Source organism: Oceanobacillus alkalisoli (assembly GCF_022213125.1).
GTDB lineage: Bacteria > Bacillota > Bacilli > Bacillales > Amphibacillaceae > Oceanobacillus > Oceanobacillus alkalisoli.
The window spans coordinates 1-16,561 of sequence record NZ_JAKNRA010000019.1 but is presented as its reverse complement, the minus strand read 5'-3'; the positions used below and the strand labels follow the sequence as shown (position 1 = coordinate 16,561).

At 40.6% G+C, this 16,561-nt stretch carries 11 protein-coding genes; all 11 read right to left on the bottom strand.

From position 1 onward, the window contains the following. Positions 1 to 41: 41 nt before the first annotated feature. The gene (locus L3V42_RS16530) at positions 42 to 464 is read right to left on the bottom strand and encodes a PH domain-containing protein (RefSeq protein WP_238472499.1); all 423 of its coding nucleotides are present in this window, start codon (positions 462 to 464) and stop codon (positions 42 to 44) included. Positions 465 to 475: 11 nt separating this feature from the next. Continuing rightward, entirely contained in the window at positions 476 to 1,354 is an 879-nt protein-coding gene (locus tag L3V42_RS16525) for a 5'-3' exonuclease (protein WP_238472498.1), read from the bottom strand. Continuing rightward, a complete protein-coding gene (locus L3V42_RS16520) occupies positions 1,355 to 4,990 on the bottom strand; it encodes a dynamin family protein (protein WP_238472497.1) in 3,636 nt (1,211 codons plus the stop codon). A 208-nt stretch (positions 4,991 to 5,198) separates the two neighbouring features. Next, entirely contained in the window at positions 5,199 to 6,728 is a 1,530-nt protein-coding gene (locus L3V42_RS16515) for an acyl-CoA carboxylase subunit beta (protein WP_235761466.1), read from the bottom strand. A gap of 18 nt (positions 6,729 to 6,746) precedes the next feature. Then, positions 6,747 to 7,517, bottom strand: coding sequence for an enoyl-CoA hydratase (locus L3V42_RS16510; protein ID WP_238472496.1), 771 nt, complete (start codon positions 7,515 to 7,517; stop codon positions 6,747 to 6,749). Between the two features lie 23 nt (positions 7,518 to 7,540). Continuing rightward, complete coding sequence (locus L3V42_RS16505; RefSeq protein WP_235761468.1) at positions 7,541 to 7,753, bottom strand: acetyl-CoA carboxylase biotin carboxyl carrier protein subunit; 213 nt, start codon at positions 7,751 to 7,753, stop codon at positions 7,541 to 7,543. An 11-nt stretch (positions 7,754 to 7,764) separates the two neighbouring features. Continuing rightward, on the bottom strand, positions 7,765 to 9,120 hold the full coding sequence (locus L3V42_RS16500; RefSeq protein ID WP_238472495.1) for an acetyl-CoA carboxylase biotin carboxylase subunit: 1,356 nt from the start codon (positions 9,118 to 9,120) through the stop codon (positions 7,765 to 7,767). Between the two features lie 41 nt (positions 9,121 to 9,161). Further along, the gene (locus tag L3V42_RS16495; protein WP_238472494.1) at positions 9,162 to 10,304 is read right to left on the bottom strand and encodes an acyl-CoA dehydrogenase family protein; all 1,143 of its coding nucleotides are present in this window, start codon (positions 10,302 to 10,304) and stop codon (positions 9,162 to 9,164) included. 78 nt (positions 10,305 to 10,382) lie between these two features. Next, a complete protein-coding gene (locus tag L3V42_RS16490) occupies positions 10,383 to 10,961 on the bottom strand; it encodes a TetR/AcrR family transcriptional regulator (RefSeq protein ID WP_369412912.1) in 579 nt (192 codons plus the stop codon). A gap of 692 nt (positions 10,962 to 11,653) precedes the next feature. After that, a complete protein-coding gene (gene parC / locus L3V42_RS16485; protein ID WP_238472493.1) occupies positions 11,654 to 14,116 on the bottom strand; it encodes a DNA topoisomerase IV subunit A in 2,463 nt (820 codons plus the stop codon). 66 nt (positions 14,117 to 14,182) lie between these two features. Further along, the gene (gene parE / locus L3V42_RS16480) at positions 14,183 to 16,138 is read right to left on the bottom strand and encodes a DNA topoisomerase IV subunit B (protein WP_238472492.1); all 1,956 of its coding nucleotides are present in this window, start codon (positions 16,136 to 16,138) and stop codon (positions 14,183 to 14,185) included. Positions 16,139 to 16,561 lie beyond the last annotated feature (423 nt).

The following is a 16,561-nucleotide window of genomic DNA, read 5'->3' as shown; positions in this document are numbered from 1 at the left end:
CATAGAAAACAGCCTCGTACATGTTGTACGAGGCTGTATTTTTATCTTGTTTTTCTTGGAAGCAATTGCTCATCAATCGGGATCTCCGGCCGGATGTCTAAAAGCGTGGAGATGAATTTCTCCCTGTCCTGCGGGGATACAGCTACTACATCGTACTTTCCGCAAGATATCTGTATTCGTTTAAAAGATAACGCTGGAGAATTAATCGGCATTTTTGAAATCATGATTAATTTTATTTCAGGTATATGAACCGTTTGACGGATTGGCCCATAATAAATTTTTATTTTATTCTCTTCAATTTTATATCCTGTACGGAACCAAAACCAGAGCAAAAATCCTGATAACCCGAGCATAATCAATGTTGTAACTACCTGTCCCTTCAAAAGTGGAAATAAGATGCCAAGAAGTGAGGCGCTCCAGACAACACCTGTTATCCATTTATCTCTAATCGATGGGAAATACATATGCTTCCTCCCTACTTGACGGTTTCTGCAAACATACGATCCAAATTTTTGAATTCCAATGATTCAAGTTTTGGTTCAATTTTTGTTCGCTCAAATCTCTTTCTTGCTGTTTCCAGTTCACAATAAACGGGAACATCACATTTAATTTCGGCAAGTTTTCTGGAAAGATGGAGCATTTCAAGATCTGTTTCCAACTTCGTCCGGATCCCTTTCGTTAACTGTTCCATACTGGCAAGCAGGCCTTCAATGGAATGATGCTCTTTCATTAAACGGATTGCAGTTTTTTCACCAATCCCTTTTACACCAGGGTAATTATCTGCACTATCCCCCATCAATGCCTTCATATCAACGATTTGATGCGGGTGAATTCCCTTTTTCTCAAAGAAATTATCAATCGTGAATAATTCATAGTTTCCTTGTCCTTTTCTCATAATCGAGACATTAATATTCTGGTCAACGAGTTGAAGCATATCCTGGTCCCCTGTGAGAATAATGACTTCATGATTGTCCTGATACATTCTTGCAAGCGTACCGATACAATCATCTGCTTCATAGTTTTCGAGACCAATATTTGGAATATTAAAGGCTTCGACAACTTCTTTAATTAAGTCGAATTGGGGCACTAATTCTTCTGGTGGTGCTTCACGATTTCCTTTATATGGTGGATAAATTTCGTTGCGGAAAGTTTTGCTTCCCATATCCCAACAACAGATAACATGACTTGGCTCATACGTATCAACCGCATCAAGAAAATACCGTAAAAATTGGTAGATGCCATTTGTTGGTATGCCTTCACTTGTTTTCATAAAGTTTCCTCGGAAGGCCGTTGCGAAAAATCCTCTAAATAACAGGGCCATTCCATCTACTAATAAGATCTTATTATTTTCCATTTATAATTCTACTCCTACTTTCTCTTCTTTAACGAGTTCTTCCAGCTGCTGTAAATTAGCTTTTAACCTTGGAAGCTCGGCTGGTGTTGCAAGCATCGTGAAGTAATTATTTACTTGCTGATCCAGGCGCTTCACAGACGATTCTTTCATCCTGCCGATCAACTCCTCCCATTGCTTCCTGTAGCCTGATGTCATTTTATCCTTATTTACTTTGATAAAATGCTCAGCTAATGGGAAGAGCAACTCATACAGTTCTTCTTTCATCGTTTCTTTTTCATTTTGTACGAAAAATGCTTTCGTTCCTTTATATTTCCCGATAATATGCTGGAAGTGTTTCGGCTGGACATCTATCAGCTTCTCTTCATAATCTGGTGTATACAATTCATAATCAAACTGATTCGGCAAAGCAAATAAAGCATCGATTTCTTTATTCCTTACTTGCATCGCTTGGTATACTTCATTTGCTAACCGGAGGACATAGTGTTCCATCCGTAATGAAACGGCCTGAAGTTCTTGATTCAATTCGAAACGAATATATTCGATTAAATTTTCCAAGGCGTTCTTCAATTGATTATTTGCTTTTCTGCCATTTTCCGTGATGGTTGTTGGATTGAACATTTCTTTGAACATGTCGTGATAGCGAATGCCAAGTCGTTCTAAGACATAATAGAGTTGTTTTTCAACCCGTTGCTCCAGCTGTTGCTTGTATACATCTGTTTCATACGTATTAATATAAGCAGCTGCTTGTGCTTTATCTTGTTTCATGCGTTGCTTTTGCTGCTCTTTACTAGCTTCATCAAGTGTAATGGAAGCTATGTAGTGATCCATTGTTTCATAGATTCGCCTCATATCCCATATCGCACCCTCGAGTGTGAGAGCTGCCAGGTCATGATGGATGAAGAAATAGAATTGTTGTTCAAATGCATCCATCTGTTTATTTAATGGGAGTTGCTGCAACTTTTCTTCCAAGGAAAGTTTACTGGATACTGGAAATAATCGGCCATTGCGAATGCCTAATTTTGTTAATTCATCCTTCACGTAGGAGGTAACGAGTTCCAGTTCTTCTTCGCTTTCCGCAAGATCAGCAGCATTAACAATGAAAAACATCTTATCGAGTTGGAACGCTTCCTTCACCCGACCAAGCTGTAAAAGGAAATCTCGGTCAGCGCGCGACAAAGCGTGGTTATAATACGTGACGTACAGGATTGCATCTGCGTGTTTAATATAATTGAAAGCTACGTTTGTATGACGGGCATTCACCGAATCGGCACCAGGGGTGTCAACTAAGGTAATACCTTGTCTTGTAATAGAGCTATCATAATAAACATCAATTGTTTCAACAAAACAAGCCATCGTTTCATCGGCGACAAAGATACCAAATTCATCAAATGAAATTTCACGTTCTTTTCCAATATATTCTTTATTGGCAATATAGCCCTTCATCACTGCACGGATATATGCTTGGTACATCTTATTTAACCGGGCGTCTCCGGTAATATTCTTTTTTTCAATCCACGTAAGCAGCCGTTCCAAGTTCTCCCCCTTTGGAGAAAATTTACGCGTCATCGCCATTAATTCTTCATATAAATCTGTTTCTTGTTTCATCGTGACAATGACTGTTCCGTGTGGGTGTTCATTGGTGACGGGATGAATTCGGTTTACTGTTGCTGTCGTAGGATTGGGGGAAACTGGTAACACCTTCTCCCCGATTAAAGCATTCGAAAAAGATGACTTCCCTGCACTGAATGCACCAAACAAAGCTATAGTAAATGTTCGATTATCAAGCCTGTCTTGCTTTATCTTCAGATCCGCTATTAAATCTGCAAAACCGGGAAGTCCTTCAGTTAGCTTAATCGTTTGCTCAATTCGACTGAGCATTTGTTCAGCTGAGACATTGACGACGTCTGTTACCTCTTGGTCCGCATCATGTATTTCTTCCTCTATTTCCACCGGATTCTTTTCATAGACAGCTCGTTCCATGATAACAAATTTCTTTTGCTTTTGCTTCACTTTATTCAAGGTCTGTTCCCAGCTTTTATCATCTATCTGTGGTGTGTCGAACATGCGGTCGACTGCTCGTTGCTTCCCTTCCAACTCTTCATGTATTTTATTGTATTTCTCGGTAACTATCCGTACTTCCTCCAGGTTTTCAATGGATGGTTGTTGATTATTTAACTTGTCCGCATGCTTCTTCGATAATGTTTGTTTCATCGTTTGCAATAAGCTTAAGGAGCGGCGTCTGAATTTAGCTTTAATATCGCTGGCAACGTCATTCGTATAGTTTAAGATATACTCTCCATTTACCTGAGCACCCTGCTTTAATAGCCTTTCAAAATCAGAGCTATCGTAGTGAATCGAAAAATTATTCACTTCTTCCATTAATGCTTGATCCGTTAGTCCATAATCTTTCGAAAGCTGCACGTATTTATCCCTTAGCTTCCACTGGACACTAGAGCGAATGGTTTCTTGTATTGCTTTTTCAAATTCATTTTGACGGTTTAGTTTTTCTTCCGTCGTTTTCTTTTTAGAGCCGAACAAACCTATTTTAAAACCTGGCTGTTCCGCTTCAAGAAATCGTGCTGCTAAATCACGTAATTCTTTAGGCATAAGATATGCGTTTTGTAACGTTTGTTTTAATTCTGCTTGAAACGCCTCTTCCAATTCTTCTGGTTCCCACTCCATGATTTTCATTTGTTCCTCTGCTTGTTCCATTTCAGTTAATTGCAGCCTGATGGCTTCATCAACATCAATTTTATTTTTTAAATCTTCATATTGCTGTTCGAGAAAAGCTTTATGCTTTTCCATTACCTGTTTTACGGAAGCTTGAATATTGAAATGGGTGTTTTCCGTATTTTTCAGGATGGAAAACAGCGTATTTTTCACGTTTTTAAATTCATTAATCGCTAAGGAACGATCATAAAGTGAAGTATAGAAAACATCTTTAGGGTAAATATTCCAAGCTGCAAAGGTTTGTCTGATGCTTTCTTTGAAACTTGCAAAGGATAATTCTTCTTCATTATGTTTATCAACTTGATTAATAATTAAGTAAAATGGGATACGATTATCTTGCAGTGATTGAAGAAAATATAAATTAACTTCCGATTGGACATGATTATAATCCATGACATAAAATAAACAATCGACTAAATGAAGTGAGCTCTCGGTCATTAAACGATCCGCATCATCTGCTGCATCAATTCCCGGAGTATCCATAATAGCTGCCGCCTGAGGTATGATTGCATCTTTCGTACTGATTTCAATTCGTTTTATTTCATCTTTATCTGTAGAATATGCCTTAATCATATCGAGATCATAAGGCTCTTTATATTCAACTGGATTACCATGCTTGAAGAACACTCTTGCCCAGCCTTCTCCAGACATTAATTTAACAATATTTGCACTCGTTGGGATTGGACTCTTCGGCAAAATATCCTGTCCAAGCAGTGCGTTGATCATCGACGACTTCCCAGCAGAAAAATGACCAGAGAAACTCACAACAAGCTCTTTCTTTTGTAGTTTCTGATACAAATCCAATATTTTTTCCGCATTGTCCGCATCCTGATTCGCCTGCATCATTTGATAAAGAGCTGCAAATGACTCTTGCCTAAGCCCGCTCACTGTATTAACCTGTACCATGACTACCGTCTCCTGCCCCTCATAAAATAACGATTTCACTCTATTATACGCAATTATCACAAAAATTTCTACCAAACGCCTCTAATTAACATAATATAATTATTGTAGACAAGAGACGTGGGGTCAGAGCATTTGTCCCACTTTTTGCAAGAAAAAACCTTGACTTAGATTTCAAGCCAAGGTTTCTTTATTCAACGCTATTTCGAAATTAAACTGGGTAAACTCCATGTTTTCTTTCTGTAAATGTAAGATTTTTATCTTCGTAGATTTCGTATCGTTTTATCAATTCTTCCCGTAAGCGATCCGGGTGGATAATATCATCTATAACCATTTCAGAAGCCAAACGATAAATATCAATTTCTTCTCTGTAGGCGTCCTGCTTTTCTTGAATAAACGCACTTCTTTCTTCCTCAGAGAGCTGGGCGATTTTATTCGCATGAACCGCATTTACCGCTGCTTCAGGACCCATCACAGCAATTTGAGCGTTAGGGAATGCAATCACACTGTCAGGCTCAAAAGCAGGCCCTGCCATCGCATAAAGCCCTGCTCCGTATGCTTTCCTCACAATAACTGAAATCTTCGGTACGGTCGCTTCACTCATGCTGGAGAGCATCTTTGCACCATGCCTGATAATCCCTTCCCGTTCCACCTTCGTTCCAATCATAAATCCAGGGACGTCTGTTAAGAACAGGAGCGGAATATTAAACGCATTACAGAGCTGAATGAATTTAGCTGCTTTATCGGCAGAATCAGTAAAGAGCACGCCGCCTTTTACTCTGGGCTGGTTCGCGATAATTCCAACACTTCGTCCGTTAATACGCGCTAATCCGGTAATCAGTTCTTTTGCAAATTCTTTCTTCACTTCAACCAGACTGCCTTCATCAATGACTTGATCAATCAAATCCAGCATATTAAAAGCAGCATTCTGATTTTCGGGTACGATTTCCGCAATTGTTTTTTCCGACGCTTTCACGTCTAGCGGATCAGTTACGGGAGGATTATATCTGAAGTTCGCAGGGAAATAGTTAAGATATTTCCTTGCATACGTTATTGCTTCCTCTTCTGTTTTCACTAGAACATCACCAACACCAGAAATGGTACAATGCATTCTCGCTCCGCCCATTTCCTCTAACGTCACTTTTTCACCAATGACTTTCTCTGCCATTCTAGGTGAACCAAGATACATAGAAGCATTTCCTTCCACCATGACGACGATATCACAAAAGGCTGGGATATATGCCCCGCCTGCTGCAGATGGACCGAATAACAAACAGATTTGTGGTACTCTTCCAGATAATTTTATTTGATTATGGAAAATTCGGCCCGCTCCTCTTCGACCTGGGAACATTTCGATTTGATCCGTGATTCTTGCACCAGCTGAATCAACAAGATAAATAATCGGTATTTCAAGTTTAAGTGCCGTTTCTTGGATTCTGAGTATCTTCTCTACCGTCCGTTTCCCCCATGAACCAGCCTTTACAGTCGAATCATTAGCCATCACACAAACATTTTGGCCATTAATTTTACCAATTCCCGTCACAACACCATCTGATGGTAAATCTCCGGCCATACAATTAGCGAAAAAGGCGTCTTCAATCTCCATATCTCGGTCAAATAAAAGCTCTAAACGTTTCCGTACAAACAATTTTCCTTTTTTCGTGTTTGCCTCATGGTACTTATCTTTACCACCTTGTTTGATCGTTTCTGCTCGTTGTTCTAATTCCTCGATAAATGACATGTTTCAATCCTCTCCCAACTATTCACCTTTATAGATCGGTTTACGCTTCTCACTGAATGCTTGCAGTCCTTCTTCCCTATCACGTGTCGGTATCGTTTTCTGATAAGCTAGATGCTCGATTTCAAGACCGGTCATGAGATCTGTCTCCAGTCCGCGATTGATGGCAAGCTTTGCCTGCTCCAGCGCAACTGGACCTTTCGTTGCAATCGTGTCCGCAAGTGCTTTAGATTCATGAAGCAGTTCACTGCTGGAAACGACTTCTTCTAAAATACCGAGCTTCTTTGCTTCATGGGCGGCAACCGACTTGGCGGTATAGATAAGACGCTTGGCTTGCCCTGGGCCGATTAACCGTGATAAACGCTGGGTCCCGCCTGCACCTGGAATAATTGCTAATGAGGTTTCCGTAAGTCCAAGCTTCGCATGTTCTGCAGCAATTCGCAGGTCACAGGCAAGAGCCAGCTCAAGCCCACCCCCAAAAGCGACACCATTGAGTGCTGCAATAACCGGCATACGCATGCTTTCAACCCGGTTCACTGTTTGCCCAATATATCGAACGGCTCGAACAACTTCCCGGTCAGTCATCGTTTTCCTTTCTTTCAGATCGGCTCCTGCACAAAACGCTTTTTCTCCTTTACCTGTAAGAATGGTGCAAAAATTATCATAATTTGCGTCTACAGAATCAAGTGCTTTATTCATTTCATCCAACAATGCAGTAGACATTGCGTTCGCTGCTTCCGGTCTATTTAATGTAATGATGGATACATGACTTTCTACATGAACTTCAATCATATTGCTGCTCCTTTCCTCATTGACTATTCGATAATTGCAATCTCGTCTCCTTCATTAACAAAGTCTCCTTCAGCAACTTTCAATTCTTTAACAATACCGTCCCCTTCAGCTGAAATTGGAATCTCCATCTTCATAGATTCCAAGATAACGACATCCTCTCCTGAGCTAACTGCATCCCCTTCGTTCTTAACAATTTTCCATACATTTCCTGCCATACTTGCTACTATTTTTTCCATGAAAACGCCTCCTATGAATTTTGTATTAGTGGTATATAATAATCTTCTACAAATCTAGTTGTTGTCGTTCCTTTTTGAAATTGGGGTATTGTGACCGTTTTAGCGAGCATGGGCAGATTCGTTTTGATTCCATCAATCTGATAGTTTTCCAATGCCTGTTCCAATAGATTAACGGCTTGTTCCCTTGTCTCCCCTTTTACAATCAACTTACCAATCATCGGATCGTAAAAAGGGGTTACTTGATAGTTTTCGGTGAAGGCGATATCATGCCGAATCCCTTCCCCTTCAGGTAAATTCACGCTTGTAATTTTACCTGGTGAAGGGAAAAAGCGTACAGGATCTTCCGCATAAATTCTTGCTTCAATGGCGTGCCCGCTCCGCTTTATGTCCTGTTGTTCGAAAGGAAGCTTTTCGCCATTTGCAACCCGGATTTGCATTTCAATAATGTCGATACCTGTAATTTCTTCTGTTACCGGATGCTCAACTTGAACCCTTGTATTCATTTCCAAAAAATAATAATTCTCTTCTTCATCTACAAGAAATTCAATTGTGCCCGCATTTGAATAGGAAAGTGCTTTCGCTGCTTGAACGGCAGCTTCACCCATTTTATTCCGCGTCTCCTCCGATATGAATGGGGAAGGAGCCTCTTCTATTACTTTTTGATTACGGCGTTGGATGGAGCATTCCCGGTCAAATAGATGGACGACATTGCCATGTTCATCTGCGAGAATTTGAATTTCAATATGATGCGCATTTTCAATCTTTCTTTCTAAAAACATGGAACCGTTACCAAAAAAATTCAACGCGCGTTCGGAATTGCTTGTAAATACCTTCCTTAGTTCCTCTTCTTCCCCGACAACTTGCATCCCAATTCCGCCACCACCTGCAGCAGCTTTTAACATAATGGGATAACCTATTTCTGCTGCAAATTCTACCGCTTGTTCCACGTCCGTAATTGCTTCCGCTGTTCCTGGTACAACCGGTACATTTGCTGCAATCATTGCATTCCTGGCGTTTACTTTATCCCCCATTTGTGTAATGACGTCACTATTTGGTCCAATAAAACAGATGCCTGCTTTTTCACAGCGTTCTCTAAATGCTGCATTTTCACTAAAAAATCCGTACCCTGGATGAATCGCATCTGCTTCTGATTTTTTGGCGACTTCAAAAACTTTATCTATATTCATATAGCTTTCATTCACTTGAGAAGCTCCTAACAAATAAGCCTCATCTGACGCCTTGACAAATGGCGCTTCTTTGTCGGCCTCTGAATAAACCGCAATGGAAGTAATCCCAAGGCGTTTACATGTCCGGATAATCCGGGATGCGATCTCCCCTCGATTAGCAATTAAAATTCTCTTAATCATTGGCTGCCCCCTCTAGAAAATTACTGTCATCATTTGACAAACTAGCATCCAAGATGTCTCGCAATCACGAGACGTTGAACCTCAGAAGTCCCTTCTCCGATTTCTAATAGTTTAGCATCGCGTAAATAACGCTCCACTTCATATTCTCTCATGTAGCCATAGCCACCATGGATTTGAATGGCCTGATCGGAAGTGCGTACTGCAGTTTCGGAAGCAAATAACTTTGCAAAAGCCGCTTCTTTACCAAATGGCTTATTTTGATCTTTCAGCCAAGCTGCTTTATGAACCATTGTCCGTGCAAGCTCAACTTCCATTGCCATATCCGCCAGTTTAAATTGAATCGCTTGGAATTTTGATATGGACTGACCGAACTGCTTTCTTTCTTTTGCATATTCGAGTGCTTTGTCTAAAGCTCCTTGAGCAATCCCAACACCTAGTGCTCCAATCGATATTCTTCCTCCATCCAGCGTCGATAAGAATTGCTGGAATCCTTTATTTACTTCACCAAGCACATTTTCTTTCGGAACAACGACTTGATCAAGCACGATTTCAGCAGTATCCGATCCTCTGACACCCATTTTATCGTAATTGCTTGTAATGGTAACGCCTTCCGTGTCTGTTGGTACAATGATGGATGAGATAAGTTTCTTTCCAGATTCATCCTTACCGGTGACTGCAGTAACGATTAAAATTTTCGCGAAGCTTGCATTCGTTATAAAGCATTTCTCGCCATTTATAACATAGTTTTCGCCCTCCAGCACCGCTGTTGTCATTGTCCCTCCTGCATCCGACCCGGCATTCGGTTCCGTAAGTCCAAAAGATCCCAGCGCCTTTCCTTCTGCTAAAGGTTTTAAGAATTTCTCTTTCTGTTCATCGGTGCCAAAGTAATAAAGCGGACTTGCCCCCAGTGAAACTGCTGCCGCATAACTAAGTCCCGTACTGCCACAAACCCTGCCGATTTCTTCTACAGCAAGTGCATAAGAAACCGTATCTCCTCCAGAGCCACCGTGTTTTTCTGGAAATGGAATACCGAGCAGTCCTAATTCACCAATCTGCTTAAATATATCCTCAGGGAATTCCGCCTTTGTGTCAATTTCAATTGCCCTCGGTCGAATTACTTCTTCGGCAAAATCTCTTACCATTTTCCTGATCATGACTTGTTCCTTTGACAATTCAAAATTCATCCGTCATGTTCCCCCTTGTTTTATTTAATGAAAGTGAGACCGACTGGTTGGTCGGTGCCGCATTAAAAAAATACTCCCTTAGGAAGTTCCTTCTCCCATGCGTATGTTTTCATTCTCACTAACTGCATGAAGAATCAAGTCAGTGTATATATCGGCTATTTCCTCAATCCGTTTTTCTCCATTTCTCTGATACCATTTATATGTCCAGTTCACCATACCGAGAATCGCCATTGTTGTAATTTCAACGGATAAATCACTGCGAAAATCTCCAGTTATAACCCCTTCTTCAATTACATCTTGAATAATCGTTTTAAATTCATTCCGTTTCTTTCTTACAATTTCTTCATGTTCTGTTTTTAGATAGATGCTTTCTTGATAAAAAACGGTTAAATGAGCTTTGTAAATATCGAATACGCTCACAAAGTCTTTGATGATTAGTCGCAAACGTTCTTTCGCTGGCAAGTTCTGTTCGTTTGCCTTACTTGCTCGTTCGAGTACATACGTGATGAAAATATCGTGGATGACAAATAACAGCTCATCCTTTGAAGTGAAGTGGTGATAAAAACCTCCCTTTGATATGCCGGCAGCATCAACAATTTGGTTGACTGTGACACCATGGAAACCATATTGTTCAAATAATTTTAGTGAAGCTTCGATGATTCGCTCTCGTAACTCCGTTGGAATCCATCCTCCTTTCCTTTGGCAGCGTTAACAATACTTTATCATATAATTTTAAAATGAGAAAGAATAAAATGAAATTTCATTCAGTGGGGGTATTAAGACAGTTAATGCATGATAAAAAAACAACTATCGCTTTCATACAGCGTAAGTGTCCCAAACTCCTAAACTTTCTACTGGAGGTCCGCAGTCCAGACACCTCTCGCTTTCCGCGGGCGGCCGGCAAGCCTCCTCGCGCTATCGCGCTGCGGGTTCTCGCCAGGCCTATCCTCTCGCAGGAGTCTCGAGGTGTCTGGACTGCTACCAGGAAAAGCCTAATTTAGAACACTATTTATTATTCTATAAATGCAATCTTCACACTGCTGTAATGATCGGATAATTTCTATTTATCATAATCATTTTCACCAGTTCAGTTGCCCGGTGGACGGTGACTCCTGCGGGAACAGCACGAGCCTGGAGTCCCCTTAGTGCTCAGCCCGAGGAGCTCTAGCAGTGCCCAAGGATGCGCATCCGTCCACAGGGCAACTGAACGGCGATTAGAACTCCAGTCTAGAGAATGAGCAAATCACTTACGCTGTATGAAAGCGTTGGTTGCTCTTTTTATACAGGAATGGGGTCATTATACTTGATATGAAAAAGCCTGGAGGCTGCTCCAGGCTTTTGGGTGATTGTTATTTTTCTTGTTCTTCCAGATCTCCTGCTTGAAAAGGTTTTTCATAGGCAATTTCCTTCCATGCTTCAGTTACTTCGCCGTCATGGTCAGTGTCAATGACAAAGGAGCCGTTGCTGACTCGGTCGCTCATGGATAATTCAAGCGGATAGATTGAATGGGTGACTCCATTAGCGGTTTGGATGTTTATACTGTCATTATCACTAACTGTAAAGAACCCAACGACGCGATGCGGCTTGCTCTTCAATTCTCTTAACATGTGCAGGCCACGTTTTGCTCGCGTTGTTTTTTCAAACTCTGTAAGTCCCATACGTTTTACAGCTCCTCGTTGTGTAACAAGCACTAAGGATGGGTCTGCCAAGTCATCAAATATTTGACCACTTACAACGTATTCATCGCCCCTTAAATTCATCGCCTTTACCCCGGCTGTTCGCTGACCTGTCGGATTTACTTCTGACTCATGGTACCATAGTCCATAGCCTGTATTAGATGCCAGGAAAACATCCGAATAGCCAGTTGTTTTTTGCACATCAATCAATTCATCATCTGCCTTCAGATTAATCGCAATCATTGCTCGACCCTGTCTTTGGGTTTCATATTTGTCGAGTGCAGTTCGTTTAATCATCCCATCTTTCGTGAAGAAAATTAAATATTTCTGGTCTGAAAACTCCTGAACCGGGACGACCTGTACAAGTTTCTCATCTTCTTCAAGGCTGGAGAAATGTGAAATGTGGGCGCCCAAATCTTTCCAGCGAATATCTGGAAGTTCATGGACAGGGAAATAAATGAACCTACCTTTATTCGTAAATAGAAGAAGATGATCTGTCGTATTCAGTTCATAGAGCCCGATAAGATAATCCAATTCCTTCATCGTCAAATCATCGTTATTCGAAGCACCATAAGAACGTAAACTCGTACGTTTTAAATACCCATCCTTCGTAACAGAAACAACTACATCTTCACTAGGGATTAGTACTTCAATATTTATTTTCAACTCTTCTATTTCATCTTCAATCACGGTTAGTCGCGGTGATTTGAACTTTCTCTTAATTTCCCTTAAATCTTTCTTGATCGTTTTCATTAATGTCGCTTCACTTGCTAGAATTGCTTCATAGGAGTCGATATTCTTTTCCAATTCCTGTGCTTCTTTTTCTAACTGTGTAATATCGGTGTTCGTCAGTCGATACAATTGCAAGTTAACGATCGCTTCAGCCTGGGCATCAGTGAAGTCGTATGCTTTCATTAAGTTCTTCTTCGCATCTCCTTTATCTTTAGATGAGCGAATTATTGCGATTACTTCATCAAGGATAGAAATTGCTTTTATAAGACCTTCAATAATATGAGCTCTTTTTTTCGCTTTATCCAAATCAAATGTCACTTGTCTTGTAACGACTTCTTTTTGGTGATTAATAAATGCGTCCAAAATCTGTTGTAAGGACATCAATTTCGGGGTTTTATCTTCAATTGCCACCATATTGAAGTTATAGGAAACTTGTAAATCCGTATTTTTATATAAATAATTTAAAATCCCCGTAGCATCGGCATCTTTTCTTAATTCAACGACTACACGCAAGCCGGTTCGGTCTGATTCATCGCGGACTTCTGCAATCCCTTCTACTTTCCGGTCGATTCTCAGTTCATCAATCTTCTTCACCATCGTTGCTTTATTCACTTCATAAGGAATTTCATCAATGACGATTTGTTCTCTGCCGCCGCGAATTGTTTCAATTTCCGTTTTACCGCGAACAATCACTCTTCCGCGGCCCGTTTCATAAGCTTTTTTAATTCCTTCAACACCTTGAATAATTCCGCCTGTCGGAAAGTCCGGACCTCTCATTACTTTCATCAGCTGCTCAACGGTTGCTTGCGGCTTGTCCATTCGCATGATGACGGCATCAATTACTTCTTCCAGATTATGGGGTGGAATGTCTGTTGCATAACCAGCAGAAATTCCTGTTGACCCATTCACTAAAAGGTTAGGGAATTTAGCAGGCAGCACAACCGGTTCAAGTGTTGTTTCATCAAAGTTATAGATAAAATCCACCGTTTCCTTATCGATATCCCGGAGCAGCTCGGAAGCAATCTGTGATAATCTTGTTTCCGTATAACGCATTGCTGCTGGCGGATCACCGTCAATACTTCCGTTATTTCCGTGCATTTCAATTAATTCCTTTTGCAGCTTCCAGTCCTGACTTAAACGGACCATCGCCTCATAAACGGAAGTATCCCCGTGGGGATGGTAGTTACCGATAACAGTTCCAACGGTTTTGGCGGCTTTTCGAAAGCCCTTATCGAATGTATTCTTCTCCATATGCATGGCATATAATATTCTTCTTTGAACTGGCTTTAATCCGTCCCGGGCATCTGGCAGGGCCCGATCTTGAATAATATATTTACTATACCTTCCGAAGCGGTCGCCAATCACTTCTTCAAGGGATAGATCTAGAAATTTTTCTGGTTGCATCCGTTAATATCCCCCTCCTGGATTCTTAGAGACATTGCTTCCTAACTAAACACGAATAAATAATGATTATTCTTTTCTTATTTTTTCATTTTCAATAATATTGGTTTCTTCGTCCAAGCCAAATTTTACGTTCGATTCAATCCAATTTCGACGTGGTTCCACTTTATCGCCCATTAAGGTTGTGATTCTTCTTTCGGCACGGGCAATGTCTTCAATTGTTACTCGTATTAGTGTTCGTGTTTCCGGGTTCATCGTCGTTTCCCATAATTGGTCGGCGTTCATCTCACCAAGACCTTTATAACGCTGAATGATATAACCGTTTTTAAATTTATCTATCGCATCTTTCATTTCATCTTCTTCCCACGCATAAATGATTTGCTCGTTTTTACCTTTACCTTTTGAAATCTTAAATAATGGCGGGAGTGCAATAAATACTTTACCAGCTTCAATCAGATTTCTCATATAGCGGTAGAAAAATGTCAAGAGGAGCACTTGAATATGAGCTCCGTCTGTATCCGCATCGGTCATAATAATGATTTTATCATACTGGACATCTTCCAAGTCGAAGTCACCGCCGACTCCAGCACCAATAGTATGGACGATTGTTGCGATTTCTTCATTTTTAAACACATCTTCAAGCTTGGCCTTTTCCGTATTGATGACTTTCCCTCTTAACGGTAAAACTGCTTGGAATTTACGATCTCTTCCTTGCTTAGCCGATCCGCCTGCAGAGTCCCCCTCCACAAGGTATAATTCGTTTTTCTTCGGGTTTCTGGATTGGGCTGGAGTTAATTTCCCGCTTAGAAGTGCATCTTTTCTTTTGCGCTTCTTTCCCGAGCGGGCTTCTTCTCGAGCTTTTCGTGCAGCTTCTCTCGCTTCTTTCGCTTTAATGGATTTATTGATCAGAAGTTTTGAGGTGTCCGCATTTTCTTCGAGGAAATATGCCATTTGTTCCGATAGGACAGCATCAACTGCTGAACGGGCTTCTGGAGTACCGAGTTTCGCTTTCGTCTGTCCTTCAAACTGCAGCAAATCTTCCGGGATCCGCACGGAAACAATTGCAGTCAACCCTTCTCTTACATCCGTTCCCTCTAGATTTTTATCTTTTTCTTTTAAAATAGAAGTTCTTCTTGCGTATTCATTGATTGTTCTTGTAATTGCGCTCCTTGCTCCAAATTCATGGGTTCCTCCGTCTTTCGTGCGTACATGGTTGACAAAGGATAGCATGCTTTCTGCGTACCCGTCATTAAATTGAAATGCAAATTCCACTTCAATCCCGTTATGTTCTCCTTCAAAAAAAGCAACAGAATGGAGAACATCCTTCTCTTCATTCAGATAATCGACGAATGACTTTAATCCATCCGGATACTGAAAAACATCCTTCGTCTCCGATCGTTTATCTTCCAGTTCAATTTGCAGATTTTTTAATAAGAATGCTGACTCACGCAGTCTTTCAGAGATTGTTTCATAATCATATACGGTTGAGGTAAAAATTGTTTCATCCGGTTTAAAATGAATAATTGTCCCTGTTTTTCTCGTTGGTTTCCCTTTTTTCAGCGTACCGGCTGGTTTACCGCCATTTTCGAATCGCTGAAAATAGGTGTAACCATCCCGGAAAATAGTTATTTCCATCCATTCGGAAAGAGCATTCACAACAGATGCACCTACACCATGGAGTCCACCGCTCGTCTTGTAGCCACCTTGACCAAACTTTCCGCCTGCATGAAGGACAGTAAAGATGACCTCTACCGTTGAAACCCCCGTTGCATGCATCCCCGTTGGAATTCCTCTTCCTTTATCTGTAACAGAAATACTATTATCTTTATGTATCGTCACGTTGATTTCATTTCCATAACCAGACAACGCTTCATCTACCGCGTTATCAACGATTTCAAAAACGAGATGATGGAGACCTCTTTCATCGGTACTCCCAATATACATTCCCGGCCTTTTCCTGACCGCGTCTAGTCCTTCTAACACTTGGATGGAATCATCGCTATATCGATTTGCTTGATTAGCCAATTTTGATTTTCCCCTTTCCACCTGAACCCATTCACTGCTTTATTCCCTGCTAAACTTTTTCTTTATCATACATTAATCTTAGAACAAATGTTTGTAAATGTAAACATAAACATTGCAATCATAAGCTTTCACTAAACTATCTTAACCTAAAAAAAGAAAAAAATATACTGTAAGCATGATTTTCGTTGCTTTCTTAATCCTGAAATACTTAACCTATGCAGTCCGAAAAGTTCGTGATCCTTTCGTGTAATGAGTAATACCAACAATTTAATCATAAAATCCATAAAGAAAAAAAGGAGGCTGGGACATAACTAGCCAAAAATAATAAAAAAAGAATCCAAGTCATTAAAATGCGGCTTGGATTCTTTTTTGATAGAAATTTATCATCGTTATTTATTTTTTTGGAGTTTTTGGCGGTGAACT

Excerpts from the sequence above, each read along its gene's own strand:
- L3V42_RS16525 (WP_238472498.1), bottom strand. The coding sequence starts at position 1,354 with ATGGAAAATAATAAGATCTTATTAGTAGATGGAATGGCCCTGTTATTT.
- parC (WP_238472493.1), bottom strand. The coding sequence starts at position 14,116 with ATGCAACCAGAAAAATTTCTAGATCTATCCCTTGAAGAAGTGATTGGC.
- L3V42_RS16515 (WP_235761466.1), bottom strand. The coding sequence starts at position 6,728 with ATGTCATTTATCGAGGAATTAGAACAACGAGCAGAAACGATCAAACAA.
- L3V42_RS16510 (WP_238472496.1), bottom strand. The coding sequence starts at position 7,517 with ATGATTGAAGTTCATGTAGAAAGTCATGTATCCATCATTACATTAAAT.
- L3V42_RS16530 (WP_238472499.1), bottom strand. The coding sequence starts at position 464 with ATGTATTTCCCATCGATTAGAGATAAATGGATAACAGGTGTTGTCTGG.
- L3V42_RS16505 (WP_235761468.1), bottom strand. The coding sequence starts at position 7,753 with ATGGAAAAAATAGTAGCAAGTATGGCAGGAAATGTATGGAAAATTGTT.
- L3V42_RS16500 (WP_238472495.1), bottom strand. The coding sequence starts at position 9,120 with ATGATTAAGAGAATTTTAATTGCTAATCGAGGGGAGATCGCATCCCGG.
- L3V42_RS16495 (WP_238472494.1), bottom strand. The coding sequence starts at position 10,304 with ATGAATTTTGAATTGTCAAAGGAACAAGTCATGATCAGGAAAATGGTA.
- L3V42_RS16520 (WP_238472497.1), bottom strand. The coding sequence starts at position 4,990 with ATGGTACAGGTTAATACAGTGAGCGGGCTTAGGCAAGAGTCATTTGCA.